Below are 25590 nucleotides of genomic sequence, written 5' to 3'. Positions count from 1 at the left end.
GTTCTCGACGATGATGACCGTTTCGCCGGTGTCACCCGCACCCTCCCGCCCGTCGCTCGGTGTCCGCATCGGGCGCATCGCGTTCCTCGTCGTCGCCGCGATCGTGGTGATCGCGGTGGCCGCGGCGTTCTTCGTGACATGGACCATCCAGCGCTCGTTCCCGCAGACCTCGGGCACCCTGCGGCTGGACGGCCTCGCCGCCGAGGTGACCGTGCAGCGCGACGCGAGCGGGATCCCGACCATCACCGCCGACTCCTCGGAAGACCTGTTCTTCGCGCAGGGGTTCGTGCACGCGCAGGACCGCTTCTTCGAGATGGACTTCCGTCGGCACGTGACGTCGGGCCGCGTGGCCGAGCTGTTCGGCGCGTCCCAGGCCGGCACCGATGCGTTCCTGCGCACGCTCGGGTGGCGCAAGGTCGCCGAGGCCGAGGTCGAGGCGATGGACGACACGACCCGCGGCTACTACGAGGCGTACGCCGACGGTGTGAACGCCTACCTGTCGTCCCGGTCCGGAGCGGAGCTGTCGCTCGAGTACGCGGTGCTGGGCCTGCAGAACCCCGACTACGAACCGGAGCCGTGGGAGCCGGCCGACTCCGTCGCGTGGCTCAAGGCCATGGCCTGGGACCTCCGCACCAACGTCGAGGACGAGACGGAGCGCGCGCTGCTCGCGGGCGCCCTCGCCGACGGCGGCGACCCGGAGGACACGCACGCCCTGCTCGCGAAGCTGTACCCCTCCTACCCGTTCGACCGGAACCCGGTGATCGTGCCGCAGATCTCCACGGTGGAGCCGCTCGACACCACCGCAGACGCCGCCGCGTTCACCCTGCCGCCGAAGGACGGCGAGGTGCAGCAGGCCGTCACCACGATCGAGTGGCAGGAGACGGCGAACGTGATCGAAGCCGCGAGCGTCCTGGTCGGAGACGCCGGCGAGGGCATCGGCTCCAACTCCTGGGTCGTCTCGGGAGAGCTGACCGCGTCGGGCATGCCGCTGCTGGCGAACGACCCGCACCTCGGCGCCTCCCTGCCCTCGGTCTGGTACCAGGTGCAGCTGAAGTGCTCGACGGTCGACGCCGACTGCCCGTTCGACGTGGGGGGCTTCTCGTTCTCCGGTCTCCCGGGCATCGTGATCGGCCACAACCAGCGCGTCGCATGGGGCTTCACCAACCTCACCACCGACGTGACCGACCTGTACGTCGAGCGCATCGAGGGCGACGCGTACTGGCGCGACGGCGCGCTCGTGCCGCTCGAGGAGACCACCGAGACCATCGCGGTCGCGGGCGGCGACGACATCGAGCTCACGATCCGCTCCACCGTGCACGGCCCCATCATCTCCGGCCTCACCGACGACTTCACCGCGATCGCCGACGCGCCGGACCCCGCGCTCCGGGCCGAGGGCACCGCCCTTGCCCCACCGGGAAGCGACGCCGCCGAATACGCCGTGAGCCTGCGCTGGACGGCCCTCGACCCCGGCACCACCGCGACCGCGATCTTCGCCCTCTCCACCGCGCAGGACTTCGACGACTTCCGCGCCGCCGCCGCCCTGTTCGACGTTCCGGCGCAGAACCTCATCTACGCCGACGTCGACGGCAACATCGGCTACCAGACGCCGGGGCGGCTCCCCATCCGCGGGGCCGGCGACGGGGGGATGCCGCAGCCCGGGTGGGACAGCGGCTACGACTGGACCGGCTACATCCCGTTCGAGGAGCTGCCCGTGGCGTACAACCCCGCGTCCGGCTACATCGTGACCGCGAACAACGCGATCGTCACCGACGACTACGAGTACTTCCTGTCGCGCGACTGGGACCAGGGGTACCGCGCTGCCCGCATCGCCCACCTGATCGAGCGCCGCGCGGCCGCCGCGCCGCTGACCGCGCAGGACCTGCGCGACATCCAGATGGACGGCGAGATGTGGATCGGCAAGCAGCTGGTCAGCGCCATGGGCGACGTCGAGGTCGACGGTACCGGACCGCGGACGGCCGTCGAGCTGCTCCGCACGTGGGACGCGCAGAACGACAAGACCTCCGCGGCCGCCGCGTACGCGAACGTGCTGTGGTCGCGCCTCGTGCAGAACCTCTTCGCCGAGCGCGCCGTGCCCCTGCCCACCGACGGCCAGGGACGGCTGTTCACCGTGGTCGGCGACCTGCTCGAAGACCCGTCCGACCCGCTGTGGCGCAACGACCGCATCGACGTCGACGGCATGCCCCAGATGCTGGCCCGGTCGGCCGAGGAGGCGTACGACGAGCTCGCCGCGCTGCAGGGCACCGACACGACGCGCTGGAACTGGGGCGACCTGCACGCCATCACGCTCCGCAGCGGCACGTTCGGCTCGTCCGGCATCGCCCCGATCGAGGCACTGTTCAACCGCGGACCCTACCCGGTCGGCGGCGGGGCATCGGTGGTCGACGCGACCGGATGGACCATCGGCGAGTCGTACGCCACCACGACCGTGCCCTCCATGCGGATGGTGGTCGACCTCGACGACCTCGACGCCTCCACGTGGATCCACCTGACGGGCGCCTCCGGTCACGCCTACCACGAGCACTACGTCGACCAGACGGAGGACTGGGCCTCGGGCGTACAGCGCCCCTGGGCGTTCACACCGGGCGCGGTCGACCGGTCCGCGCGCGACACCCTGATCCTGGCCCCCGCCGGCTGAGAGACCCGCAGAGGTTCCTCGGCTAGCGTGGACCGGTGCCCTCCAGTTATCTCGCCCCGAAGGGGACGACCGCGACGCTGCTGGAGTTCGAGCACGGCGGCGCGACCCTCATCGCGGAGAGCTTCGGCGAGGGGCCGCACACCTACCTGCTGCTGCACGGCATCGGCATGGGCCGCAGCGTGTACCTCGACCTCACCCAGCGCCTGAACGGACGCGTGATCGCGCTCGACCTCCCCGGGTTCGGCGAAGCGCCCGAGCCCACGCGCACCCTCACCATGCAGCGCCACGCCGACCTGGTCGCCGCGTATCTGCGCCACGTCGACGCGGAACCCGTGGTGGTGATCGGGCACTCGATGGGCAGCCAGATCGCGGCCGAGCTCGCCGCCCGGCACCCCGAGCTCGTGGCGGGGGTGGTGCTCGCGGGACCGACGGTCGACAAGGCCGCGCGCAACATCGGGGCCCAGGCGCGCTACCTGCTGCAGGACCTCGTGGGCGAGCGGCCGCTCGTCATCTGGCGCGGCGCGCGCGAGTACCTCCGCGGCGGTCCGCACCTGATCCGCAAGATGCGGGCGACCATCGTGCATCAGCCCGAGAAGGCCTTCCGCCGCATCCACTGCCCCGTGCTCGTGCTGCGCGGGGAAGACGACCCGCTGGCCCCGATGAGCTGGTGTCAGGTCATCCTCGACGCCATCCCCGGCGCGGAGCTCTCCGTGATCCCCGACCACGGGCACGGCACCCTCATCAGCGACTCCGAACCCGCCGCACGCCTGATCGAGGCGTTCGCCGACCGCACCTGACGCGCGGGCGAGGTCAGCCCGCGGCGGGCGGCGTCTGCTTGGACTCGGCGAGCTCGTCCACCACGAGCCCGCGCTGCTCGATCGTGCCGTTGCGATACGCCTGCCGTCCGACCATGTGCGCGGACAGGGGCGCCGTGGCGAACTGCATCAGCACCACCGGGGCGACCAGCACCAGGCCGAACAGCACGCCGCCGATCGACCGCTGCGACAGCGCGATCGCCACGCAGATCACCAGCAGCCCGAGCACCTGCGGCTTGGTCGCGGCGTGCAACCGTGTCGGCACGTCGCGGAAGTGCAGCAGCCCCACCGCGGCGGAGAGGCACAGCAGCGCACCGATCAGGATCAGCACCAGCACCGCGACGTCGATCACGGCGTCGGGGATCATCAGGCCGAACACGTTCATGGCGTCGTGTTGTCCCTTCTCGCGACGAACCGGGCGACCGCGATCGACCCGAACACGCCGACGGCGGCGATGATCAGCAGCACCGGGATGTTGCGGGTGTGGCCGTTGATCGCCATCTCCGCGCCCAGCACGCACATGACCTCGGTGAGCAGCACGTCGGCGGCGACCGCGCGGTCGAGGATCGACGGTCCACGCACGATGCGGATGACGGCGAGGATCGCGGCGACACCGAACACCGCCATGATCACCAGGAGCAGCACGTTCATCGGGCACCCCCCACCCTGGCCGGATCGATGCGACCCGCGCGCTCGTCGGCCTTGAGGCGGCGGTACTGCGACGGGTCGCCCAGCGCGCGCACGACCCGCTTCTCCCAGCCGAGCACCCCCTGCCGCTGCTCCTCGACGTCTTCCTTGCTGCGCACGCCGATCACGTGCAGGTAGAGGATGCGCCGGTCACGGTCGGCCTCCACCACGAGCGAACCGGGGATCAGCGACGACACCACCGCGACGTGCGTCATGACGAGGTCGTCCGCGTACCGCAGGGGCACGGCGACGATCGCGGTGCCCGGCTGCCGGCGGAAGTCGAACACCTGCACCGTGACCGACAGGGCGCCGCGCAGCACTGCCCAGAGGAACTGCACGATGAACAGCGCGGCGTACCAGAGGTTCACGCGGCCGGACAGCTCGACCGTCGGCAGCCGGAACACGCGCGTCACGAAGATCGCGACCACGAGCCCGGTCAGGAACGCGAGCACGGTGAACTGCGCCCACAGCAGCATCCACAGCACGATCAGCCAGGCGAGGAACGGCAGCTGCATGCCGATGTCGCGCCACAGGCGCCGCGTCTCCGGCCTCATCCCTCCACCTCGTCTTCCAGTTGGACGAGGTTGACCGGCTGCAGCAGGCCAGCCCCGATGCGATCGCACAGAGCGTACAGCGGACCGGCGAAGATCGTCAGGGCCACCGTGACGGTGACCATGCCCGCGGTGGCGACCGTCATGATCTTCGGGATGCGCCTGGTCTCCTGCTGCTCGTCGGCCGCGGGTGCGCCCGTCAGGTAGGAGATGCGTCCCTCGGTCTCGGTGGAGTCCTCCTCCTCGCGCCAGAACGCCAGGTTCCACGCTCGCATGAGCGCGTACAGCGTGAGCAGCGAGGTGATGATGCCGCCGAAGATCAGCACGATCATCAGGGGCGTTCCCACGGAGGCGGCGGCCTCGAACAGCGCGAACTTGCCGATGAACCCGGAGAACGGGGGCAGACCGCCGAGGTTGATCGCGGGGATGAAGTACAGCACCGCGATCACGGGCGCGATCTTGAGCAGCCCCTTCACCCGCAGGATCGAGGTGCTTCCCGCCCGACGCTCGATGAGTCCCACGGCGAGGAAGAGGGTGGTCTGCACCACGATGTGGTGCACGATGTAGTACACCGTGGCGCCGATCGCCGCAGGCGTCGCGATCGCCAGGCCGAAGATCATGTAGCCCACGTGGCTCACGAGCGTGAACGACAGGATCCGTTTCAGCTCGGCCTGCGCCACGGCACCCAGCACCCCGACGACCATGGTCGCCAGCGCGATGATGAGCAGCAGCGTGTCGATGCTGTTGGAGGCGAAGAGCTGCGTCTCGGTGCGGATCAGCGCGTACACGCCGACCTTCGTCAGCAGTCCGGCGAACACCGCCGTGACCGGGGCCGGGGCGGTCGGGTAGGAGTCGGGCAGCCAGAAGGAGACGGGGAAGATGGCGGCCTTGATGCCGAAGGCGACCACGAGCATCAGGTGCAGCACGAGCTGCGTGTCCTGCGGCAGCTCCGACATGCGCTCGGCGATCTGCGCCATGTTCACGGTGCCGAGGGCGCCGTAGATCATCGCGATCGAGGCGAGGAACAGGATCGACGACACGAGCGAGACCACGATGTACACCGCACCCGTGCGGATGCGCGACTCGGTGCTGCCCAGCGTGATCAGCACGTACGACGCGACGAGCAGGATCTCGAAGCCGACGTAGAGGTTGAACAGATCGCCCGCGATGAAGGCGTTGAAGATGCCCGCCGCGAGGATCAGGTAGGAGGGGTTGAAGATCGAGATCGGGGTCTCGTCCGCGCCGTCGGCGACGCCCTGACCGATCGAGAAGAGGAGGACCGCGAGCAGCACGACGCTCGACACGAGCACGAGCAGCGCGGCGAGCCGGTCGACGTAGAGCACGATGCCGAACGGCACCGGCCACCCGCCGACCGAGACCGCGAGCGGGGATCCCGCATCGACCACGACCAGCAGCACCGCGGCGATGACCGAGACGATCGCGAGGGTGGCGACCGTGACGAGCACCTGGAGACGGGCATTGCGCCCGAACACGAGGGTGACCGCGGCGCCCAGCAGCGGCAGGGCGACCAGGAGCGGGACGAGCGTGGTCATGACCTGCCCTCCCCGTCTGTCGTGTGGTCTGGATCCTCGTCGGCCTCGGGTTCGGGTTCGTCCTCCCGCTGCGCGCTGTACGGCGAGTCGTAGGGGGCGTCGTCGTGGATGTCGGGGTGGTCCCGCATGTGCAGCACCGTGATGGGCGCGGTCTGCACGCCGACGAAGTCGGTGGTCGCCTCGTCGTCGTCGGTCTCCGACTCGTCGTCCATGAGGTCTTCGTCGGCGTCGGTGCGCTCGCGCAGGGCGATGTCGGCCTCGTCGTCCTCGACCGTGTCGGCCTGGCCGAGCTGCCAGGAGCGGTAGATGAGGGCGAGCAGGAACGCCGACACCGCGAAGGTGATCACGATGGCGGTGAGGGTCAGAGCCTGCGGGAGCGGATCGCTGAGGTCGCCGTTCGTGCCGAAGAAGGGGGCGTTGCCCGGCACGCCCATCACGATCAGCAGCAGCAGGTTCGTGGCGTTGCCGAGCAGCAGGAAGCCGATCAGCACCCGGGTCAGGCTGCGCTCGAGCATCGCGTAGACGCCGCACGCGAAGAGCACGGCCATGATCGCGATGAGGGCCAGGGAGACGTCCATCAGCCGTTCCCCCCTGTCCGCGAGGTGAAGTCGATCGCGGTGCTCTGACCGGGGCGGAGCGCGGACTGCCGGTCCACCTCGGCGCCGAGGCTGCGCAGCACGTCGAGCACGAGCCCGATCACCACGAGGTACACACCCACGTCGAAGATCGTGGAGGTGACGAACTCCATGTGACCGATGCCCGGGATCTCCCACTCCCAGAAGGTGCTGGTGAGCGGGGCCATCCCGAAGAACAGCGGCACCACGGCCGTGCCGACCGCGAGGATGAGGCCCGCCCCGAGCAGGCGTCCGGCGTCGGTGGGTGCGGCGGCACCGAGCTCCCAGCGGCCGCCGGCGATGTAGCGCATCACGAGCGCCATGCCCGCGACGAGTCCGCCGGCGAAGCCGCCGCCCGGCAGGTTGTGACCCGCGAACAGCAGGAAGATCGACACCACGATGATGGTGTGGAACAGGATGCGCACGATGACCTCGAGCAGGATCGACCTGTTCTCCGGCTTCATCTTCTGTCCGCCGACCAGCCAGGCGCGCGGGGCGCTGCGGTTCTCGGACGTCTGGAAGCGCACGCCGTCGGTGGTCTCGACGAGCGGACGGCTGCGGGCGGCCTTGCGCACGGAGCGCGGCAGGGTCTTGGTGGCGGCGAGCAGATCGGCGCGGTGGGTCACGAAGACGAGGGAGGCGACACCGGTCGCCGCGAGCACGAGCACCGACAGCTCGCCCATCGTGTCCCAGCCGCGCAGGTCGACCAGGGCCACGTTCACCACGTTCTTGCCGTGGCCGATCTCGTAGGCGATCTGCGGGAAGATCTCCGAGATCGGGTCGGCGACGCGCGACTGGGTGGCCACGATCGCGACGAACGCCATGGTGAGGCCGACGCCGAAGCCGAGCAGCGCCCGGGGGATGCGGCTGACCGAGGCGTTGTGCTCGCCCATCCGCGCGGGGAGCCGCCGCAGCACCAGGGCGAACGTGACCATGGTGACCGTCTCGACGAGGATCTGCGTGAGCGCGAGGTCGGGTGCGCCGCTGGTCGCGAAGAGCACGACCATGCCGAGACCCGTGACCGAGGCGAGCACGACGCCGGTGTACCGCTTCCTGGCGCGCACCGCCACCACGCCCGCGACGGCCATGATCGGCGCGACCGCGAGCTGTGCCGGGGTGTGCCAGAGCGACAGCTGGTAGCGGTCGATGTCGCTCGCGATGAGCGCGGTGACCTCGGCCGCGACGAACACCACGAAGATCGTGCCGACGTAGACGGGCAGCGAGCCGCGCTGCGTGAGGGTGGTGCTGAGCACGGACAGCCGGTCGATGCCGCGCATCACGAGGTAGTAGGCGTCGGCGGCGGTGAAGGGCAGCAGGCGCGGGCGACGGTCCCAGCCGCTGCGTCGCGTGAGCAGGAACAGCCCGATCCCCAGCAGGACCGTGAGGATCGAGATCCCGAGCGCTGGTTCGAACCCGTGCCAGAGCGCGAGGTGACCGGGGCCTTCGACGGCGGCGCCCTCGTGGTCGAGGCCGGGGTTCGCGGTGAGCGCGTAGGGCTGCAGGGCGATGTCGAGCGCGGGGGCGCCGATGCCCGCCGCGAGGGTGACCCCGGCGAGGATGATCGGCGCGGAGAGGAAGCCGACGGGCGGGTCGGGCCAGGCGGTGTCGAGCAGCCGGTCGCCGCGGTCGTCGCGTTTGGTCCAGAACGCTCCCCACAGGAAGCGCACGCCATATGCCGCGGTGAGCATGGAACCGAGGACGACCCCGATCAGCGCCACGAGTCCCCAGATCGAGCCGCCCTGCGCGTCATCCAGGAGCGCCGTGAGCGTGGACTCCTTGGCGACGAAGCCGATGGTGGGCGCGATGCCCGCCATCGACGCGACCGAGATGAAGGCCGCGGTCGCCATGACCGGCGCCTGCCGTCCGACCCCGGAGAGCTCGGTGATGTCACGCGTGGAGAGCTGCCGGTCGATCACGCCGACGATCAGGAACAGCGCCGACTTGAACAGGGCGTGCCCGATCACGAGCGCGAGTCCGGCGAGGGCGGCGGCCTGCGTGCCGTAGCCGACCACGACGGCGAAGAACCCCAGCTGGCTGACGGTGCCGAAGGCGAGCACGCGCTTGAGGTCGGTCTCGCGCAGCGCCTGGATCCCGCCGAGCAGCATGGTGAGGATGCCGAGGCTGATGATGATCGGTCGCCAGGTGGCGCTCAGCGCGAAGATCGGGGCGAAGCGCGCGATGAGGTAGATGCCGGCCTTCACCATCGCGGCGGCGTGCAGGTAGGCGCTGACCGGCGTGGGGGCGGCCATCGCACCGGGGAGCCAGAAGTGGAACGGGAACAGCGCCGACTTGCTGATGGCGCCGATCAGCAGCATCACGATGGCGGCGTCGATCAGGGGCCCGGTGGGGGCGAGCGCGAGGATCTCGCGGATGCTCGACGTGCCGGCGTCCACGACGAGCAGCACGACGCCGACGAACATCACCAGGCCGCCGAGGGTCGTCACCAGCAGAGCCTGGAGCGCGGCTCGACGGCTGGCGGCGCGGCGGCGGTAGTGCCCGATCAGGAGGTACGAGAGGATGCTCGTCACCTCCCAGAACATCACGAGCATCACCAGGTCGTCGGTGAGCACGAGGCCGTACATCGCGCCGGCGAAGCCGAGCAGCACCCCGGCGAACTGGCCGATGCCGGCCGCGTCGTCGTGGAAGTACCAGCGGCAGTAGAGCAGCACGAGCGCGCCGACGCCGGTCACGATCAGGGTGAGGACCCACCCGAGCACGTCCATGTTCATGGAGAGCGAGAGCCCGAGCTGCGGGATCCACGGCACGGACTCGAACGGCACAGGGCCGTCGAGCACCTGCGGCGTGAGCACCAGCGCGTGCACGAACGCGGCGGCGGGGACGAGCGCGGCGACGGCGAAAGCCTGTGCTCCCAGCCAGCGCACCAGAACGGGCAACAGCAGCGACCCGAGGAGGAACACGGCGAGGAGCATCAGCATATACGCGGCTCCTCGGGGCTCGTCGGCCTTGCGGCTCAGGCGGGCGGTGTCCGTCCAGTTTACCGGGATGATGGGGCCGGGCGGTTCGCGGGTCTGCGCGACGTGCCAGAGTGTTCGCATGCACGGGGGCGCACGGAGGGAGCTGGCGGGGTGGCTCACGGCCCTCGCGATCGCCCTCGTCGCGGCGGGTCAGCTCGCCGCATCGCCCCGCTCCTCGCTGCTCTTCCGTGACGGGGATTCCCTGGTCGTGGGACTGATCTCGCGCGCGGTCCTCGACGGCGGCGGGGTCGGCGAGTGGGCGCTGTCGAGCGTGCTGTTCCTTCCGGAGTCCGCCGTGCACGTCGCCCTCGGCGCGCTGCTGCCGCTCGACGTCGATGGCCTGCTCGCGGTGAACGCGGTGGTCAACCTGCTCGGGTTCTACGGCGTGGCGCGGCTCGTCGCCGGTCGTCGCCGCGCGGGTGCCGCCCCGGTCGCGTGGTCGCTCGCGGCGCTCGGGGTGTTCGCGCTTCTCGTGTTCACCGAGGTGTCGCCGTCGCGCGATGCCCTCGAGCTCGCGTCGCTCTCGCTCACGACCACCTACTACGCCGCGACCACGATCGGAGCGGTCGCCGCGGTCGGTCTGGCCCGCCGCTTCCTCGACCGCCCGGGCGGCGGGGTCGTGCTGCTCTGGGCGCTCGGCGCGACGGCCGCCGTGTCCACGCTGACCAATCCGCTGTTCGCGGCCTGGGCCACGGTGCCGCTGCTGGCCGTGCTGGTCGTGCTCGGGTTCTCCGTCCGGAGCCGGCGGCCCGCGCTGCTGCTCGGCGCTGCCCTGCTCGGCGGCACGCTGCTCGGCTTCCTCTGTCGCATTCCGTTCTCGGCATGGATCGCGAACACGGGCGCCGGCTACGTGCAGCCGTGGCGCTGGCGGGAGTCGCTCGAGCTGTACGCCGGGCTGTTCGCGGCCCGGCTCTCGACGCCGCCGGGGGTGCTCGCGCTGGTCGTGGCCGCCGCCCTCCTCGCCCTCGCGGTGGTGCGCATGCGGCGGGCATCGGCGCCCGGCGTGCGGCTCGTCGCCGCGGTCGCGTGGGTTGCTCCCGCCCTGGTGCTGCTCGGGGCGGTGGCGCTCGGCACCCAGGCCGCGCGATACCTCCAGCCGCTGGCGTTCGCGCCGGTCCTGGCCCTGGTCGCCGATCCGCGCGCCGTGCTGCCGTCGTCCCGGCTCGTGCGCGGTGCGGTCGCGGCGCTGGGTGCCCTGCTGTTCCTCGCCGCCGGACTGAGCGTGCCGCGACTGGCGGCCGCCGCGCAGGCACCCGACGCCGACCTGACGTGCGTCACCGACTGGGTCGACGCATCGGGGCGCACGGGTGCCGGGCAGTTCTGGACCGTGCGGCTGCCCAAGCTGCACCTCGACGACCCGTCACGCCTGGTGCAGGTCGACCACGCGCTGAACGGCTACGCCTGGCTGGTCGACCGGCGGGACTTCGCGGTGGGCGAGGTGTCGTTCCTGGTGGAGGACGCGCAGACCGTGCCGTGGCAGCTGCCCGCCGGGGTCGAACCGGTGGCGACGATCGAGTGCGGGCGGTACCGCATCCTGGACTTCGGCGAGACGGCGCTGCGCCTCGGTCCCGCGCACTCCTGAGGGCAGGCGGCTCAGCGCGCGGGGGGCGGCGCGGTCGTGGTGCCCGCGCGGAAGCGGCACGAGAGGTCCTGCGTCTCGCCCGGCTCCCCGCGGAGCATGCGCGCCACCTGCTCCCCCGCCGCGCGACCCTTCTCGACCGCGGGCTGCACGCTTGTGGTGAGCGTGAGGTCGCCCAGGCCGTCCAGCGCGATGCCGTCGAACCCCGCCACCGACAGGTCCTCCGGCACGCGCAGCCCGAGCTCCTCCGCCGCGCGGATCACGCCGACCGCGAGCAGGTCGCTCTGCGCGAGCACGGCCGTCGGACGCTTCTCCGGGTCGGACAGCAGCATGCGGCCCACCAGGATGCCCTCGTCGATCAGGCTGCCCGACGCCGAGATCGCCGGGGCGTCGGGGAAGATCTCGCGCATGCCCCGGAGCCGGTCGACCGTGACGTCGACGGTCGCGGTGGCGAGTCGCTCCGGCGTGATGAGGGTACGCTCGCGGTCGGCGTCGAGCGCGAGCGTGACCAGTGCGACGTCGCGGTGCCCGAGGTCGCGGACGTGCCGGGCGACGTCGGCGGAGGCGGCCACGTTGTCGAGCGTGATGCGCGGCACGTCGAGCCCGGCGTCGCCCTCGATCACCACCACGGGGAGGCCGCGCCCCCGCACGATCTCGAGTGAGGCCCGCGTGCGCCCGGAGCACCCGATCAGCACGACCGCGTCGACCGGGGCGCTCGCGATCGCGGACCCGTCCTCGCCCGGCTCGTCGCGCATCAGCAGGATCCCGGCGCTGAGGTCGGCGAGTCCATCGGTGAGACCGTCCATCATCGCGGTCGTCACCGGGTCGAGGAACGCGGCCCGCAGGTGGCCCTCCAGCACGACCGCGACGATGCCGCTGCGGCCGCGACGGAGCGAGGCGGCGCGGGGGTCGGGTCCGGTGTAGCCGAGCTCGGTCGCCGCGGCGAGAACGCGGTCGCGCGTGGCGGGGGCGACCTTGGCCTTGCCGCTGAAGACCACGGACGCGGTGGAGGTCGCGACCCCCGCCTCGCGCGCGACATCCGCGATCGTGGGTCGGCGCGGGGTCTCCCTGCTGGTCATACTCCGAGGATAGCCGGGATCTGCACTCCGGCGTCGAATCGATTCGATATAGGCTGTGGGTCATGGACACCGCCCTCACCCGCTCGCAGTTCGTGCGCTGGCGCACCGCGATCTTCGCCATCTTCCTCGCCAGCGGCCTCTCGATCGCGACCTGGGCATCGCGCGTGCCGGGTATCAAGGAGGCCCTCGGTCTCGACAACGCGCAGGTCGGACTGATCCTGCTCGGCATGGGAATCGCCTCCATCCTCGGCATCTCCACGAGCCCCGCGGTCATGGCGCGTACGGGTGCGCGTCGCGGCATGCTCCTGTCGATGCTCACGTTCGCCACCGGCATCGCGCTCGTCGGACTCGGAGCCACCGTGTTCGCCTCGGTCCCCCTGGTGCTGGTCGGCATGGTGCTGTTCGGCTTCGGCAACGGCTGCGTCGACGTGATGATGAACGTCGAGGCCACCGCGATCGAACAGCAGATGGGCCGCACGATCCTTCCCGTCTTCCACGCGTTCTTCAGCTTCGGCACCGTCCTGGGCGCCGGTATCGGTGCGCTCGCGGCGCACCTTCGCATCGACGTCGGCACGCACGCGATCTCCGTCGGGGTCTTGATCGCCGTGATCGCGGTGATCTGCTTCTTCCAGGTGCCGGTGCGAGAGGCGGCCCTCGACCCGGAGGAGCACGAGAAGCCGCCGTTCCGCCAGCGCCTGCACACCGCGCTGGAGGCGTGGCGCGAACCGCGCACCTACCTGCTCGGAACCGTCATGCTCGGCATGTCGTTCGCCGAGGGCGGCGCGAACGACTGGATCGCCCTCGGCACCGAGCAGGGCCACGGTCTCGCCGAGGGTTCCGGTGCCGTCGCCCTCGCCGTGTTCTCGACCGGCATGACCGTCGTGCGCCTGTTCGGCAGCCCCCTGGTCGACCGCTTCGGCCGGGTGCTGGTGCTGCGCATCCTCGCCGCGACGGCCGCCAGCGGCATCCTGCTGTTCATCCTCGCGCCGACGCTGCCGCTCGTGCTGCTCGGCGCCGCGCTCTGGGGTGTCGGCGCCTCGCTCGGGTTCCCGCTCGGAATGTCGGCCGCGGCCGACGACCCGGCCAAGGCCGCCGCCCGCGTGAGCGCCGCAGCCACGATCGGCTACGTCGCGTTCCTCGGCGGCCCGCCCGTGCTCGGCGTGATCAGCGAGCACATCGGCCTGCTCAACACGCTGTTCATCCTGGTCGCGCTGGTCGTGGTCTCCGGGCTGTTCTCCGGGGCAGCCCGCCCGTTGCGCGACGACGAGAAGACCCCCGCCACGACCGCCGCCCGGAGCTGAGGCTCAGCCGCCGCGCGCCCGGACGAGTGCCGCCGCGTGCGAGCGGCTGCGCGCGCCCAGCTTCGCGAGCACGTTCGACACGTGCGTCTTCACCGTGGGCACCGAGATGCGCAGCCGGGCGGCGAGCTGCGCGTTCGACCAGCCCTGCAGGATCCCGTCGAGCACCTCCTGCTCCCGCGCGGTGAGCTCGCCCAGGGCGGGGGTGGCGGCGGCGGGCGGACCGTCGACCGCGGACTCCGCCACCGCGGCGAGCGCACGCCTGGTCACGCGCGGGTCGAGGGCGCCCTCACCCGCCGCGACCCCGCGCACCGCCTGCACCAGCGTCGGCGCATCCACGGTCTTGAGCAGGAACCCCACGGCCCCGGCGCGGATCGCCGCGAGCACGAGCTCGTCCTCGTCGAAGCTGGTGAGCACCAGCACGTCCGCCAGACCCCGGTCGACGATCTCCCTCGTGGCCGAGACGCCGTCGCGCCCCGGCATGCGCAGATCCATCAGCACCACGTCGGGGCGCAGGGCGGCGGCGTTGCGCACGGCCACCTCGCCATCGGCCGCTTCGCCCACCACCACGATGTCGTGCGTCTCGAGCATGATGCGCAGCCCCGCACGGATCGCGCCGTGGTCGTCCGCCAGCAGCACCGTCGGGGCGCTCACGACCGCGCTCCCGCCGGCAGCCGCGCCTCCACGGTCCAGCCGTCGCCGTCGGGTCCCGCCTGGAACGCGCCCCCCAGCGCCACCACCCGCTCCCGCAGCATCTGCAACCCCCACCCCTCGCTGTCGTGTCGCATCGGGGCGACCGCTGCCGTCCCGCCGAGCGACCGCACCCGCACCAGCGTCTCGTCGCCGGAGCGTGCGATCCGCACCTCGACCTGCGCACCCCGCGCGTGCCGCACGCAGTTGCCGAGCGCCTCCCGCACCACCCGCACGACCGCCTGCTCGCCGCCCCCGCCGAGATCGCCGAGGTCGCCGAGCTCCGCCGCGTCGAGGCGGACCGTCAGCCCCGACCGCCGCGCCTCCTGCACGATGCCGTCGAGGTCGGCCCAGCTCGGCGTGGGCATGAGCGGGCCGCCGCCGCGGCGCAGCACCGAGATCATCGACCGCAGGGCACCGTGCGCGTCGAGGCCCGCGTCGCGCACGGCCCGCAGCGCCGCCCGGTCGTCGGAGCGGTCCGGACGCGTCGCGAGCGCCGCCTCGGCCCGGATCGCCATCGCCAGCACGTGCCCGGCCACCACGTCGTGCAGCTCGCGCGCCATGGCCTCCCGCTCCCGCTGCACTGCCTCGGTGCGGTCGCGTTCCGCGGCGGCGGCGGCGTCCTCGGCGCGTTGACGGTGCAGCTCCGCCAGCTCGTGCGCCTGCGAGACCGCGACCGCCCACCAGTAGTCGGTTCCGAAGATGGCCCCGAACTGCACGCCGAACAGCACGGCCACCGGCACGTCGACGTCGGCGAACAGCAGTGCGGCGAAGAACAGCGCCGCGGTCGCCGTGCCCAGAGAGATCAGGAGCACGCGGCGGCCACGCGGTCCGGCGCGGAACGCCGCCATCCACAGCACGTCCAGCAGCACGACCAGGGTGCCGACGCCCCCCACGGTGAGCAGATCGGCGAGGAACAGCACCGCCACCAGCACCAGCACCGTCCACGGCCGTCGTGCCTTGCCGAGCGAGAGCACGCACGCCGGAACCGCGAGTACCAGCGCCCACCACGGCGACACGTCGTCCGACAGCAGCGAGAACGGGCCCCAGAGCCCGTGGAAGCCGAAGGCGGCCATGACCACGGAGAGCACCAGTGCACCGAGCGGATCCGCCCACCAGCGGTGGCGCCGATACCAGGCGCCGAGACCGCCCTCTCCCGGTTCGTGCATGACCTCATGCAACCACGGTGACCGCGGGGTCGCATCCGACGAAGGGATGAGGGTCGTGCGGCAGACGGTACTTTCGCCCGATCCGCCCGGCCGCGCCGGCCGCGACGGTGGAGGCATGGAACTCTTCGGCGGACTCCCCCTCCCCCTGTCGCTCGCGGTGCTGGCGCTCATCGACGGGCTCAGCGTGGGCACCCTGCTGATCCCCGTCTTCCTGCTGCTGCACCCGGGGCGCGTGCGAGCCGGTCGCATCGTGCTGTATCTGGTGACGATCGCGGGGTTTTACCTGGCGGTCGGGCTCCTGTTCCTGTGGGGACTGGTGAACCTGGCGGACGTCGCCTCCGACTTCCTCGCGTCCCCGGCGGGGATGATCACGCGGCTGCTGGTGGGCGTCGCGCTGCTGATCACCGCGTTCGCGATGCCCACCTCGAAGCCCGCAGCGGTCGGCGATGGGGAGCGGCAGCCGCCGCGGGTGTCGCCGTGGACCGGGAGGCCGTCCGCCTCCGGTCGCGCCTCCGCGGCGACACCCGACCCGGCCCCGCTGTTTCGAGCGGCCGCCTCCGACCCGGAGCCCGAACCGCGATGGATTGGCGCGTCGTCCGATTCGCCCGTCGCCGCCACGGGTTCCGCTCTCGAACGCCCCGAGTCCGCGACCACGGGGCACGCACGCCCACGCCCTGGACGCCTCCTGCGGTGGCGCGAACGCCTGCTCGACCCGCGCACGCGAGGGTTCGCGGTGATGGCGGTCGCGATCGCCGCGGGGCTCGTCGAGGTCGCCACGATGCTCCCCTACCTCGTGGCCATGGCGATGCTCGCCGACGCGGGTGTCGACACCCCGTTCCGCGTGCTCGCGCTGGTCGGCTATTGCGCGCTCATGATCGCGCCCGCCCTCGTCCTCCTGGTGCTGCGGCTCGTGGCGGCGCCGCTCGTGCAGCGCCCGCTGGAGCGCTTCGCGGCGTGGATGGAGCGCACGGGCGCCGAGAACACGGCATGGATCATCGGCGTCATCGGGTTCCTGATCGCGCGGTCGGCCGCCACCGAGCTCGGGCTGTTCGACGCGCTCGGCTCGATCCTCTGAGCCGGTCGGCGCAGCGTCGGCGACGAAGTAGGCTCGTCGGGTGCGTCTCGTCATCGCCCGCTGCTCGGTGGACTACTCCGGCCGGCTCAACGCCCATCTCCCGCTCGCCACGCGCCTGCTCGTGCACAAGGGCGACGGGAGCCTGCTCGTGCACTCCGATGGGGGAAGCTACAAGCCCCTCAACTGGATGAGCCCGCCCTGCTCCCTCGCCACGGAGGTCCCGGGCGAGGAGGAGGCGACCGCCGGCGTCGTCGAGGTGTGGCGCGTCACGCACAAGAAGACGGGCGATGCGCTGCGCGTGCAGATCTACGAGATCATCCACGACTCGCAGCACGAACTGGGCATCGACCCCGGGCTGCAGAAGGACGGCGTCGAGGCCGACCTGCAGCGCCTGCTGGCCGAGCAGGTCGAGCTCATCGCCGAGGGCGCGACCCTGGTGCGCCGGGAGTATCCGACCGCCATCGGTCCGGTCGACCTGCTGGTGCGTGACGCGGAGGGCGCTGCGATCGCCGTGGAGGTCAAGCGCCGGGGCGACATCGACGGCGTGGAGCAGCTGACGCGCTACCTGGAGCTGCTGGGCCGCGACCCCCACCTCTCCCCCGTGCAGGGCGTCTTCGCCGCGCAGGAGATCAAGCCGCAAGCCCGCGTGCTCGCCGAAGACCGCGGCATCCGCTGCCTGGTGCTCGACTACGACGACATGAAGGGCATCGAGTCGGGCATCCCCCGGCTGTTCTGACACCGCTCGCCGCGGTCAGCGCACGGAGATCAGCCGTCGCGGTGGCCCTTCCAGCCGGGCGACCGCGATCCTGACCTCGGTCACCTCGTGCTCGATCCCCGTCAGCCGTTCCTCTAGGGCCCCGAAGCGCGCGTCCATGCCGGAGAATCGCTCCTCCACCATCGCGAACCGCGCATCCGACGCCGCGAACCGCGCATCCATCCGCTCTTCCATGCCCGAGAACCGCCCCTCGACCATCGCGAACCGCGCATCCATCCGCGCATCCGACGCCGCGAACCGCGCATCCATCCGCTCTTCCATGCCCGAGAACCGCCCCTCGACCATCGCGAACCGCTCAGCCATCCGCGCATCCGATGCCGCAAACCGCGAATCCATCCGCGTGACGAGCCAGCCGAAGCCGCTTGCCATCGCGACGATGATCGTCACCGTCGACCCCAGGATGGTGATCACTTCCATCGACACGAACATCTCCCCAGTCTCACTCGCGTTCCCGCCGCTGTCACGACCCTACGGTGCAGCATTCCGCCGTTCGCGCCGCGGCCACGCGATCCGGGGAGCACGCGTGAGACTGCACACCCGTGCAGCAGGACCGGGCAGGCGTCCGCGGACCCATAGGCTGGAGAGATGGCCCCCTCCCCATACACCTGCGTGCTCTGGGACGTCGACGGCACGATCGTCGACGCCTCGGTCGGCATCCTCCGTCGGCTGCACGTCGCCCTCACGCACTTCGGTCGTCCCGCCCCGACGCGGGAGGAACTGGTGCACTGGATCGGGCCGCCCATGTTCCAGTCGTTCCAGGACCAGGCCGGCATGACGCCCGCGGAGTCCGCCGAGGCCGTGGCGTTCTACCGCACGCTGGGCAAGGCCGACGGTTACACCACGGACGTGCGCACGTATCCCGGTGTCGCCGAGCTCATCCACGACCTGCATGCCGCGGGAGTGCCGCAGGCGACCGCGAGCTCCAAGCCGGAGAACCAGGTCGATGCGCTGGTCGACCACTTCGGTCTCCGGCCCGCCTTCCTCACGACCGTCGGCGCGACTCCGGACGAGGCGACGCTCGCGTCGAAGACCGACATCGTCGCCGAAGCCCTGCGCCGCCTGGGCGCGCTCGGCGTCGACACGTCACGCCCCGTCCTCGTCGGCGACCGCCATCATGATGTCGAGGGCGGCAAGGCCAACGGCGTCCCCGTGATCTTCGTCGAGTGGGGCTTCAGCGACCCGCACGAGGGAGACGACGCGGCGTTCCGCGTCGCCTCGGTCGACGAACTGCGGGCCCTGCTGCTCGGCTGAGCCCGTCACCACTGACGCAGAAAACGGAACTCCCCGTCGAAAGGACGCTCGAGTGCGTTCTTCAGACGGGGAGTCCCGGTGTCGTCCGCGTCAGAGCGGGCGGATGTTCTCTGCCTGCAGGCCCTTCGGACCCTGCGCCACATCGAACTCGACTCGCTGGTTCTCGTCGAGAGACCGGTAGCCGGATGACTGGATGGCGGAGTAGTGCGCGAAGACGTCAGCGCCTCCGTCGTCGGGGGAGATGAAGCCGAAGCCCTTCTCCGAGTTGAACCACTTGACCGTGCCCTGGGTGCTCATGTACTGCCTGTTCTGCTGATCTAGAAGCCGACGCAGGGGTGCACCGACATCGCTAACGCTAGTGGAGGCGACCCCGGCGGCAATAGGAGAGGCAAGAAGGTAATCCAAATGTTGCATGAGCGTCATGCGACCAGCGCGGCGGGGCTCTCGATCCGCTCCCGGAAAATGGTGTGGCCCTCACCGCGGGGGGAGCGATGAGGGCCGAAGACGACCGGAGGGTGCGTCAGAGACAGCCTAACCCCTTTCGGACCTCCTTGTCCCCCTTTTGGGGGACAAATCCGAAAATCGGTGGGAGAATGAACGAGAGCGGCCCCCTCGAGTAGCCCATTGGGGACTGAACTACTCGAGAGGGCCCAATCGCATACACGGATCGTCGTGCCCCTGGGGTGGGCCGTCCGTCTCCTGGGGAGAGACGGAGACGATCAATCCCCTGTGCATGCACCTTCACCATAGGGGAGGACGACCTTTCCCGCCACGGATCCTCGCCGCCGGTAGCCTGAGGCGGTGACGATGCTGAACAAGGACATGACGCTGTGCATCTCGCTGTCCGCGCGACCCAGCAACAACGGAACCCGCTTCCACAACCACCTCTACGAGGCACTGGGGCTCAACTGGATCTACAAGGCCTTCGCGCCGACCGATCTGGCCCAGGCGATCGCCGGTGTCCGCGGACTCGGCATCCGCGGATGCGCGATCTCCATGCCCTATAAGGAGGATGTCATCGCCCTCGTCGATCGGATGGACGCCTCCGCGCGCGCGATCGACTCCGTCAACACCATCGTGAACGATGACGGGGTACTGACCGCCTACAACACCGACTACTCGGCGATCGCGACCCTGATCGCCCGCAACGGCATCGACCCGCGGTCGTCTGTGCTGCTGCGGGGTTCGGGCGGCATGGCGAAGGCGACCGCTGCGGCCTTCCGCGACGGGGGCTTCACCGACCTCACGATCGTCGCCCGCAACGAAGCCCGCGGGCGTGCCCTCGCGGACCAGTACGGATTCGACTGGCGTCCGGATCCCGGCGAGGCGACAGCGGACGTGCTCGTCAACGTCACGCCGATCGGCATGGCGGGCGGGGCCGAGGAGCACGCACTCTCGTTCAGCGAGCAGGCGATCGCGGCATCGACGGTGGTGTTCGATGTGGTCGCGCTGCCGGCGGAGACCCCCGTGGTGGCTGCGGGGCGTGCGGCGGGGGCCACGGTCATCACCGGTGCCGAGGTCGCGACCCTCCAGGCGCTCGAGCAGTTCGTGCTCTACACCGGTGTGCGCCCGACGCGGGTCCAGGTCCAGGCCGCCGAAGACTATATGCGATCCGGGGCATGAATCCCCGCGCTACCGATCACCCGGCACGCCCTTCGGCCAGATAGGCCAGCCGATGCAGCGTCTCGGCGTTGCGCCACCGCAGGATCGGTGCGGTCAGGAAACGGGGGAGCAGGGTCGCCGGGCCCTTCACGGGTTCCTCGTCGATACGCACCTGGCAGCCGGTCGCCGTCGACCTCGCCCGCAGGGTGACCTGCGCCTCGCCGACCGGCCAGCCGCGCGCACGCAGCACCGCCCGGTGCGGCGGATGCCACTGCAGCAGTTCGGTCGTGTCGTCGAGCAGCGCGGGCCACACGCCGACCGAATGGTGCAGCTGCGCGCCCGGAGCGGGCCAGGCCGCGTCGACATCGCGCATGCGCGACGCTCCGACGACCCACGCGGGGTACAGCCAGCCGTCCGCCAGCACACGGAACACGTCTTCGGTGGTGCACGCCAGGTCTCGGGTGTTCGTCGCCATGGTTCCTCCGTTCCGCCGCCAGTGTGACGGGCGCGCACACCGCCTGCACAGGCGCTTGACAAGGGTCGTCCCCTCACCGCTAGCACAGTCCATCGCCGAACGCTCCCCCCTGGAGGACCGGTCCCCGCGCTGCGAGGGTCGGGTCATGCTCCACAGACTCACCGGCCGGACCTCGCACGGCGTCGAGACGATCGTGCGCGACGACTCCCCGTTCCTCCTGACCCGCGGCTACGACTTCGGAGCCCGCATCTGGCGGCGTGCACGACCGGGCGCCCGGTCTGCCCCGATGCGCCTGCTCGGCGACGAGGCCGCCCTCGTCCGCGGCGCCGAGGGCATCGACCTGTTCTACGACGAGAGTCGCATCGCCCGGCACGGCGCGATGCCCGCGATCGTGCAAGAGACGCTGTTCGGGCACGGCTCCGTCCACAGCCTCGACGGCGACGCCCACCGTCACCGCAAGGCGACGTTCGTCGCGGTCGCCTACGAGGACGAGCAGGTCGCGCGGCTCACGCCCTGGCTCGAGCGGGAGTGGGCGCGGGAGCGCGACGCCTGGCTCGACGGCGGCACCCGCAGCGCCTATGACGCGGCCGTCAGGGCGTTCGGACGCGCGATCATGGGCTGGGCGGGCCTTCCGGGGACGCCCGCCGCGAAGACGCGCTGGGCCGCTCGGCTGGCCCAGATCGTCGACGGGTTCGGCGCGCCGTACTCGCCCGCCTACCTCGCCGCGACCGCGAACCGGATGTGGTCCGACCGGCACGCTCAGCGCCTCATCGAGGCCGTCCGCGCCGGAACGCTCGCGGCTCCCGAGGGCACCGCGCTCGCGCTGTGGGCCGCGCACCGCAGCGCCGACGGCACCCTGCTTCCCGCCAGGACCGCGGGCATCGAACTGCAGAACAGCATCCGGCCGATGATCGCCGCCGCCCGGTTCGTGGCGTTCGCGGCGAAGCAGCTCCACGACCACCCGGACTGGCGCGCCCGCATCGCGGCCGAGACCGCGGAACGGCAGGCTCTCGTGAGCGGCGCTCTCGCCACCCGGTTCGCGCAGGAGGTGCGGCGCACGGGACTGTTCGTGCCGATGCTCCCGGGGCGTGCGCTCACCGACATCGAGATCGACGGCGTGCGCGTGCCGAAGGGCGGTCGCGTGGTGCTCGACATCCTCGGCACCGACACCGACGAGCAGTCGTGGGCGCACGCGCACCGCTTCGCCCCGGAGCGCTTCACCGACGTGACTGACCACGAAGAGGTGAAGACGTTCATCCCGCAGGGCGGAGCCGACGTCGCCTCGGGACACCGCTGCCCCGGCGAGAAGCTCGTGGTCGCGGGACTCACGGCTGCGATCGCGGTGCTCAGCGACCCGCGGCTGCGCGTGCTCGACGAGGGCCTCGCGGTGAACCGACGACGGCTGCCCACCAAGCCCGCGTCCGGCGGACGGGTGCGCGCGGCCGGCTCCGGCCGCGGCTGCCCCTTCCACTGAGCGCGGGATCGCATGCGCCACGGCACCTGTCAACCGGGTGTTCACACCGACCGGCGACGCGGAGGCTGGGACGACCACAGTCGACCGGAGCGGAGGACATCATGAAGGCACTGACCTGGCAGGGCAAGCGCACGGTGACGGTCGAGGAGGTCCCCGACCCGCAGATCCAGCAGCCAGAGGACGCGATCATCCGCATCACCTCATCGGCGATCTGCGGCTCCGACCTGCATCTGTACGAGCTGCTCGGTCCATTCCTGGATCGCGGCGACATCCTCGGGCACGAGCCCATGGGTGTGGTGGTCGACGTGGGCGCGAACGTCACCTCGCTGCAGCCCGGAGACCGGGTCGTCATCCCGTTCAACATCGCGTGCGGGGAGTGCTTCTTCTGCCGTCGCGGCCTGCAGTCGCAGTGCGAGACCACGCAGGTGCGCGAGTACGGCAGCGGAGCAGCCCTGTTCGGCTACACCAAGCTCTACGGCCAGGTGCCGGGCGGACAGGCGGAGTACCTGCGGGTACCGCTTGCGGACTACAACCACATCAAGGTCGCGCCCGACCTTCCCGACGAGCGCTACCTGTTCCTCAGCGACATCCTCCCCACCGCGTGGCAGGGCGTGGAGTACGCGCAGGTGCCGGAAGGCGGCACCCTCGCCGTGATGGGCCTCGGCCCGGTCGGGCAGTTCGTCGCCAGGGTGGGCCGTCACCGCGGGCACCGCGTCATCGCCGTCGACCCGGTGCCCGAACGGCGGGCCATGGCCGAACGGCACGGCATCGAGACGCTCGACCTCACCGACACCGTCGTCGCCGAGATTCGCGACACCACCGAGGGCCGCGGGGCCGACTCCGTGGTCGACGCGGTGGGGCTCGAAGCCCACGGGAACAGCGGCATCGAGTTCGTGCAGAAGGCCGTGGGGCTGCTGCCCGATCCCGCCGCGCGACAGCTGCTCGACAAGGCGGGGATCGACCGCCTCGCCGCGGTCTACGCCTCGATCGACGCGGTGCGACGGGGCGGGACCGTGTCGCTGAGCGGCGTCTATGCGGGTGACGCCGACATCCTGCCGATGAAGACGATGTTCGACAAGCAGGTCACGCTGCGGATGGGGCAGTGCAACGTCAAGAACTGGATCGACGACCTGCTGCCGCTCGTGGAGGACGCCGCCGATCCGCTCGGCGTGATGGACCTCACCACGCATCACGCCCCGCTCGACGACGCACCCGACCTGTACCGCACGTTCCAGCAGAAGGAGGACGGCTGCATCAAGGTCGTGCTGCATCCGTCCACGGTGTGACCGTGGGGTGTTCAGTCCTCCGCGCGACGAGTGCCGATGCCGGGCTCGTCGTTGTGCTCAGACTCGTCCGGCACCGAGGCGTCGGATGACGGATCCACGCGGGCGGCCTGCCCGGCGCCCGCGTCGGCCCCCGCACCGCCCGCCGGCACGTTCTCGATGAGGTCGGTGTCGTCCCCGCCCCGCTCGGCGAGGTGCTCCGAGATCGGACCGGCACCGGGTCGAGTGGACCCGGCATCGGGGGACGGATACGTGGGGTCGGTGGGCTCCGCGCCGGACTCGACGCGATCCTCCTCCTCCGGCTGCATGCGCTCCGGATCGTTCAGGTGGCCCTCGTCGTGCGCCATGGCGTGCTCCTCTCGTCGGATGAGACGTCCAGGGTGCGCCGGTTGCCGCACGAGGGGAGGGCCGTTGACAGCACCTCGTCGCGCGGGTATCCGGCGCACCTCTCGGACGCGCATCCGCAGCGTCCGCCGCGATGCCGCCGTCCGGGGAGTCCTCAGCCCTTCGCGCCCTTGCGGGGCTTGAGGAACTCGTCTGGAGCGTTCTTGGCCTTCTTGGCGGCCCGCTTCTCCTTGAGCGAGAGCTGGGGTGCCTTCTTGCTCGCTCGACCCTGGGTGGACTTTCCGGACATGTGCGCTTCCCCTTTTCGTGGCTGGCGTAACCCCTGACCATACCCGGAACGGCATAGAAGTCAAATTTCCTGCTGAGCGGCAAAAAAACCGTCGCCGCCGGCCGGTCGGGAACGGCGTCTCGCGAGGGAGCGGTCGGGGTGACGGCACGGCCGCCGGAAGCGATCGAGGCGCTAGCGTGTGCGCTCATGAGCGTCTACCGCGACCTGGGACTTCGACCGCTGATCAACGCGTGGGGCACGGTGACCGCAGTCGGCGGCTCGCTCCTGGCGCCCGAGGTGCTCGACGCGATGCGCGAGGCCGCCGGGGCCTTCGTCGACCTGCACGCCCTCCAAGCTCGGGCGGGGGAACGCATCGCCGCCGCGCTCGATGTGGAGGCCGCCTGTGTCACCGCGGGAGCGGCCGCGGGGCTCACGGTCGCCACGGCCGCCGCGATGACCCGCGACCACCCGGAGCTGCGCGCCCGGCTGCCGCGCGCCTCCGGACTGCCGGACGAGTGCCTGATGCTGCGCGGCCATCGCAACCGCTACGACACGGCGGTGGCGGTCGCGGGTGCCCGCGTGGTCGAGGTGGAGGACGCGACGGGGGCGAGCGTGGAGGAGCTGCGCCGTGCCCTCAGCGACCGGACCGCGCTCCTGCTGTGGATGGCGGAGGCCCGGTCGCTGCCCGGCTCGCCGCCGCTCGCGGAGGTCGCCGCGGTGCTGCACGAGCACGGCATCCCGCTGGTGGTGGACGCCGCCGCCGAGGTGCCGCCGCGGGCGCTGGTGCGGCAGATGCTCGACGAGGGTGCCGACCTCGTGGTGCTCAGCGGTGGCAAGGAGGTCCGCGGACCGCAGTCGTCGGGGATGATCCTCGGTCGGCGCGAGCTGGTGGCCGCGTGCGCGGCCGTCGCCTATCCGCACCACGGTGTCGCCCGGGGGATGAAGACCGACAAGGAGACGATCGTGGGGCTGGTGGCGGCGGTCGAGCTGTTCGCTCGGCGGGATGAGGCCGCGGAGCAGGCAGCCCGGGAGCGGATGGTGTCGAAGCTGGTCGCGGGGCTCGCGGGGTGCGCGGATCTGCGCGTGCGCCGCCACGTGCTGGAGCGCCCCGGCATCCAGCCCGCCTCGATCCCGCGCGCCTACGTACGGCCGCTGCACGCGACGGCCGCGGCGGTTGCGGAGCGTCTGCGCTCCGGCGATCCCGCGGTCGCGGTGGGGGTGGATGGCGACGAGATCGCACTGAATCCGCAGTGCCTCACGCCGGAGCAGGTGCCGGTGGTGGTGCAGGCGGTCATCCGGGCGTGCGCCTTGGTGTCATGAATTTTCATTGACGGTCGTGCGTTCGTAGTTTAGTTTCGTCGTGAACAGGCCGCCCT

General features: G+C 71.2%; 25 protein-coding genes. 11 read left to right on the top strand and 14 right to left on the bottom strand.

From position 1 onward, the window contains the following. Positions 1-13 precede the first annotated feature (13 nt). Positions 14-2656, top strand: coding sequence for a penicillin acylase family protein (locus tag KV394_RS05675; protein WP_407665466.1), 2643 nt, complete (start codon positions 14-16; stop codon positions 2654-2656). Positions 2657-2691: 35 nt separating this feature from the next. Continuing rightward, positions 2692-3453: an alpha/beta fold hydrolase gene (locus tag KV394_RS05670; RefSeq protein ID WP_136033106.1), complete on the top strand. Its 762-nt coding sequence runs from the start codon at positions 2692-2694 to the stop codon at positions 3451-3453. Positions 3454-3466: 13 nt separating this feature from the next. Here the strand turns inward: KV394_RS05670 and mnhG are convergent, their stop codons facing one another. Genes mnhG through KV394_RS05640 form a run of 6 tightly spaced genes read right to left on the bottom strand, consistent with a single transcriptional unit; the run spans position 3467 to position 9812 of the window. Then, the gene (mnhG, locus tag KV394_RS05665) at positions 3467-3856 is read right to left on the bottom strand and encodes a monovalent cation/H(+) antiporter subunit G (protein ID WP_136036515.1); all 390 of its coding nucleotides are present in this window, start codon (positions 3854-3856) and stop codon (positions 3467-3469) included. Then, positions 3853-4122, bottom strand: a complete 270-nt coding sequence (locus KV394_RS05660) for a monovalent cation/H+ antiporter complex subunit F (RefSeq protein ID WP_136033102.1) — start codon at positions 4120-4122, stop codon at positions 3853-3855. The genes mnhG and KV394_RS05660 overlap by 4 nt, the downstream gene beginning before the upstream one ends. Beyond that, the gene (locus tag KV394_RS05655) at positions 4119-4712 is read right to left on the bottom strand and encodes a Na+/H+ antiporter subunit E (RefSeq protein WP_136045762.1); all 594 of its coding nucleotides are present in this window, start codon (positions 4710-4712) and stop codon (positions 4119-4121) included. The genes KV394_RS05660 and KV394_RS05655 overlap by 4 nt, the downstream gene beginning before the upstream one ends. Beyond that, positions 4709-6262, bottom strand: a complete 1554-nt coding sequence (locus KV394_RS05650) for a Na+/H+ antiporter subunit D (protein WP_136033097.1) — start codon at positions 6260-6262, stop codon at positions 4709-4711. Before KV394_RS05650 ends, KV394_RS05655 begins: the two co-directional genes overlap by 4 nt. Continuing rightward, entirely contained in the window at positions 6259-6840 is a 582-nt protein-coding gene (locus KV394_RS05645) for a Na(+)/H(+) antiporter subunit C (protein WP_136033094.1), read from the bottom strand. Before KV394_RS05645 ends, KV394_RS05650 begins: the two co-directional genes overlap by 4 nt. Next, the gene (locus KV394_RS05640) at positions 6840-9812 is read right to left on the bottom strand and encodes a Na+/H+ antiporter subunit A (protein ID WP_247982846.1); all 2973 of its coding nucleotides are present in this window, start codon (positions 9810-9812) and stop codon (positions 6840-6842) included. Before KV394_RS05640 ends, KV394_RS05645 begins: the two co-directional genes overlap by 1 nt. Positions 9813-9930: 118 nt before the next feature. On the opposite strand from KV394_RS05640, the gene KV394_RS05635 reads away from it, so the two are divergent. After that, positions 9931-11433: a hypothetical protein gene (locus tag KV394_RS05635; RefSeq protein WP_247982511.1), complete on the top strand. Its 1503-nt coding sequence runs from the start codon at positions 9931-9933 to the stop codon at positions 11431-11433. Positions 11434-11444: 11 nt separating this feature from the next. Here the strand turns inward: KV394_RS05635 and KV394_RS05630 are convergent, their stop codons facing one another. After that, the gene (locus KV394_RS05630; RefSeq protein WP_247982510.1) at positions 11445-12509 is read right to left on the bottom strand and encodes a LacI family DNA-binding transcriptional regulator; all 1065 of its coding nucleotides are present in this window, start codon (positions 12507-12509) and stop codon (positions 11445-11447) included. A 62-nt stretch (positions 12510-12571) separates the two neighbouring features. Between KV394_RS05630 and KV394_RS05625 the strand changes: the two genes are divergently transcribed. After that, positions 12572-13810 carry an MFS transporter gene (locus tag KV394_RS05625; RefSeq protein ID WP_247982509.1) on the top strand — a complete coding sequence of 413 codons (1239 nt, stop codon included), beginning with the start codon at positions 12572-12574 and terminating at the stop codon, positions 13808-13810. Positions 13811-13813: 3 nt separating this feature from the next. On the opposite strand, the gene KV394_RS05620 is transcribed toward KV394_RS05625, so the two are convergent. Continuing rightward, on the bottom strand, positions 13814-14461 hold the full coding sequence (locus tag KV394_RS05620) for a response regulator (RefSeq protein WP_247982508.1): 648 nt from the start codon (positions 14459-14461) through the stop codon (positions 13814-13816). Next, positions 14458-15666 (bottom strand): sensor histidine kinase, encoded by a 1209-nt coding sequence (locus KV394_RS05615; RefSeq protein WP_247982507.1) that lies wholly within the window; start codon positions 15664-15666, stop codon positions 14458-14460. Before KV394_RS05615 ends, KV394_RS05620 begins: the two co-directional genes overlap by 4 nt. A 115-nt stretch (positions 15667-15781) precedes the next feature. On the opposite strand from KV394_RS05615, the gene KV394_RS05610 reads away from it, so the two are divergent. After that, positions 15782-16741, top strand: a complete 960-nt coding sequence (locus KV394_RS05610) for a GAP family protein (protein ID WP_247982506.1) — start codon at positions 15782-15784, stop codon at positions 16739-16741. Between the two features lie 40 nt (positions 16742-16781). Next, positions 16782-17477 (top strand): endonuclease NucS, encoded by a 696-nt coding sequence (gene nucS / locus KV394_RS05605; protein WP_136030957.1) that lies wholly within the window; start codon positions 16782-16784, stop codon positions 17475-17477. A gap of 15 nt (positions 17478-17492) precedes the next feature. On the opposite strand, the gene KV394_RS05600 is transcribed toward nucS, so the two are convergent. Beyond that, positions 17493-17945 (bottom strand): response regulator, encoded by a 453-nt coding sequence (locus tag KV394_RS05600; RefSeq protein WP_247982505.1) that lies wholly within the window; start codon positions 17943-17945, stop codon positions 17493-17495. A 156-nt stretch (positions 17946-18101) separates the two neighbouring features. Here KV394_RS05600 and KV394_RS05595 point away from each other — a divergent pair, with 156 nt between their 5' ends. Beyond that, positions 18102-18767, top strand: coding sequence for an HAD hydrolase-like protein (locus KV394_RS05595; protein WP_136034353.1), 666 nt, complete (start codon positions 18102-18104; stop codon positions 18765-18767). 90 nt (positions 18768-18857) lie between these two features. Here the strand turns inward: KV394_RS05595 and KV394_RS05590 are convergent, their stop codons facing one another. Then, positions 18858-19064, bottom strand: coding sequence for a cold-shock protein (locus KV394_RS05590; RefSeq protein ID WP_136034351.1), 207 nt, complete (start codon positions 19062-19064; stop codon positions 18858-18860). A gap of 504 nt (positions 19065-19568) precedes the next feature. On the opposite strand from KV394_RS05590, the gene KV394_RS05585 reads away from it, so the two are divergent. Next, the gene (locus tag KV394_RS05585) at positions 19569-20390 is read left to right on the top strand and encodes a shikimate 5-dehydrogenase (RefSeq protein WP_282187142.1); all 822 of its coding nucleotides are present in this window, start codon (positions 19569-19571) and stop codon (positions 20388-20390) included. A gap of 16 nt (positions 20391-20406) precedes the next feature. Here KV394_RS05585 and KV394_RS05580 read toward each other — a convergent pair whose 3' ends face one another. Then, the gene (locus KV394_RS05580) at positions 20407-20844 is read right to left on the bottom strand and encodes an SRPBCC family protein (RefSeq protein WP_136036882.1); all 438 of its coding nucleotides are present in this window, start codon (positions 20842-20844) and stop codon (positions 20407-20409) included. Between the two features lie 145 nt (positions 20845-20989). Between KV394_RS05580 and KV394_RS05575 the strand changes: the two genes are divergently transcribed. Next, positions 20990-22318: a cytochrome P450 gene (locus tag KV394_RS05575; protein WP_247982504.1), complete on the top strand. Its 1329-nt coding sequence runs from the start codon at positions 20990-20992 to the stop codon at positions 22316-22318. 101 nt (positions 22319-22419) lie between these two features. Then, positions 22420-23604, top strand: coding sequence for a zinc-dependent alcohol dehydrogenase (locus KV394_RS05570; RefSeq protein ID WP_247982503.1), 1185 nt, complete (start codon positions 22420-22422; stop codon positions 23602-23604). A gap of 11 nt (positions 23605-23615) precedes the next feature. On the opposite strand, the gene KV394_RS05565 is transcribed toward KV394_RS05570, so the two are convergent. Together KV394_RS05565 and KV394_RS17365 are read right to left on the bottom strand one after the other, a co-directional pair. Then, on the bottom strand, positions 23616-23948 hold the full coding sequence (locus KV394_RS05565; RefSeq protein ID WP_247982502.1) for a hypothetical protein: 333 nt from the start codon (positions 23946-23948) through the stop codon (positions 23616-23618). Positions 23949-24100: 152 nt separating this feature from the next. Then, a complete protein-coding gene (locus tag KV394_RS17365) occupies positions 24101-24235 on the bottom strand; it encodes a hypothetical protein (RefSeq protein ID WP_275089379.1) in 135 nt (44 codons plus the stop codon). 186 nt (positions 24236-24421) lie between these two features. Here KV394_RS17365 and KV394_RS05560 point away from each other — a divergent pair, with 186 nt between their 5' ends. Beyond that, positions 24422-25534 carry an aminotransferase class V-fold PLP-dependent enzyme gene (locus tag KV394_RS05560; protein WP_247982501.1) on the top strand — a complete coding sequence of 371 codons (1113 nt, stop codon included), beginning with the start codon at positions 24422-24424 and terminating at the stop codon, positions 25532-25534. Positions 25535-25590: the final 56 nt, after the last annotated feature.

It is taken from the genome of Microbacterium sufflavum, from assembly GCF_023101165.1.
In the GTDB taxonomy this organism is placed as follows: domain Bacteria; phylum Actinomycetota; class Actinomycetes; order Actinomycetales; family Microbacteriaceae; genus Microbacterium; species Microbacterium sufflavum.
Note: the sequence above shows the minus strand (reverse complement) of the source record. Positions and strands in the feature narration are given on the sequence as shown.

What these genes read in the sequence shown, in the direction of transcription:
- KV394_RS05675 (WP_407665466.1), top strand. Translation starts at nt 14, where the DNA reads ATGACCGTTTCGCCGGTGTCACCCGCACCCTCCCGCCCGTCGCTCGGT.
- mnhG (WP_136036515.1), bottom strand. Translation starts at nt 3,856, where the DNA reads ATGAACGTGTTCGGCCTGATGATCCCCGACGCCGTGATCGACGTCGCG.
- KV394_RS05660 (WP_136033102.1), bottom strand. Translation starts at nt 4,122, where the DNA reads ATGAACGTGCTGCTCCTGGTGATCATGGCGGTGTTCGGTGTCGCCGCG.
- KV394_RS05655 (WP_136045762.1), bottom strand. Translation starts at nt 4,712, where the DNA reads ATGAGGCCGGAGACGCGGCGCCTGTGGCGCGACATCGGCATGCAGCTG.
- KV394_RS05650 (WP_136033097.1), bottom strand. Translation starts at nt 6,262, where the DNA reads ATGACCACGCTCGTCCCGCTCCTGGTCGCCCTGCCGCTGCTGGGCGCC.
- KV394_RS05645 (WP_136033094.1), bottom strand. Translation starts at nt 6,840, where the DNA reads ATGGACGTCTCCCTGGCCCTCATCGCGATCATGGCCGTGCTCTTCGCG.
- KV394_RS05640 (WP_247982846.1), bottom strand. Translation starts at nt 9,812, where the DNA reads ATGCTGATGCTCCTCGCCGTGTTCCTCCTCGGGTCGCTGCTGTTGCCC.
- KV394_RS05635 (WP_247982511.1), top strand. Translation starts at nt 9,931, where the DNA reads ATGCACGGGGGCGCACGGAGGGAGCTGGCGGGGTGGCTCACGGCCCTC.
- KV394_RS05630 (WP_247982510.1), bottom strand. Translation starts at nt 12,509, where the DNA reads ATGACCAGCAGGGAGACCCCGCGCCGACCCACGATCGCGGATGTCGCG.
- KV394_RS05625 (WP_247982509.1), top strand. Translation starts at nt 12,572, where the DNA reads ATGGACACCGCCCTCACCCGCTCGCAGTTCGTGCGCTGGCGCACCGCG.
- KV394_RS05615 (WP_247982507.1), bottom strand. Translation starts at nt 15,666, where the DNA reads ATGCACGAACCGGGAGAGGGCGGTCTCGGCGCCTGGTATCGGCGCCAC.
- KV394_RS05610 (WP_247982506.1), top strand. Translation starts at nt 15,782, where the DNA reads ATGGAACTCTTCGGCGGACTCCCCCTCCCCCTGTCGCTCGCGGTGCTG.
- KV394_RS05600 (WP_247982505.1), bottom strand. Translation starts at nt 17,945, where the DNA reads ATGTTCGTGTCGATGGAAGTGATCACCATCCTGGGGTCGACGGTGACG.
- KV394_RS05595 (WP_136034353.1), top strand. Translation starts at nt 18,102, where the DNA reads ATGGCCCCCTCCCCATACACCTGCGTGCTCTGGGACGTCGACGGCACG.
- KV394_RS05590 (WP_136034351.1), bottom strand. Translation starts at nt 19,064, where the DNA reads ATGAGCACCCAGGGCACGGTCAAGTGGTTCAACTCGGAGAAGGGCTTC.
- KV394_RS05580 (WP_136036882.1), bottom strand. Translation starts at nt 20,844, where the DNA reads ATGGCGACGAACACCCGAGACCTGGCGTGCACCACCGAAGACGTGTTC.
- KV394_RS05575 (WP_247982504.1), top strand. Translation starts at nt 20,990, where the DNA reads ATGCTCCACAGACTCACCGGCCGGACCTCGCACGGCGTCGAGACGATC.
- KV394_RS05570 (WP_247982503.1), top strand. Translation starts at nt 22,420, where the DNA reads ATGAAGGCACTGACCTGGCAGGGCAAGCGCACGGTGACGGTCGAGGAG.
- KV394_RS05565 (WP_247982502.1), bottom strand. Translation starts at nt 23,948, where the DNA reads ATGGCGCACGACGAGGGCCACCTGAACGATCCGGAGCGCATGCAGCCG.
- KV394_RS17365 (WP_275089379.1), bottom strand. Translation starts at nt 24,235, where the DNA reads ATGTCCGGAAAGTCCACCCAGGGTCGAGCGAGCAAGAAGGCACCCCAG.
- KV394_RS05560 (WP_247982501.1), top strand. Translation starts at nt 24,422, where the DNA reads ATGAGCGTCTACCGCGACCTGGGACTTCGACCGCTGATCAACGCGTGG.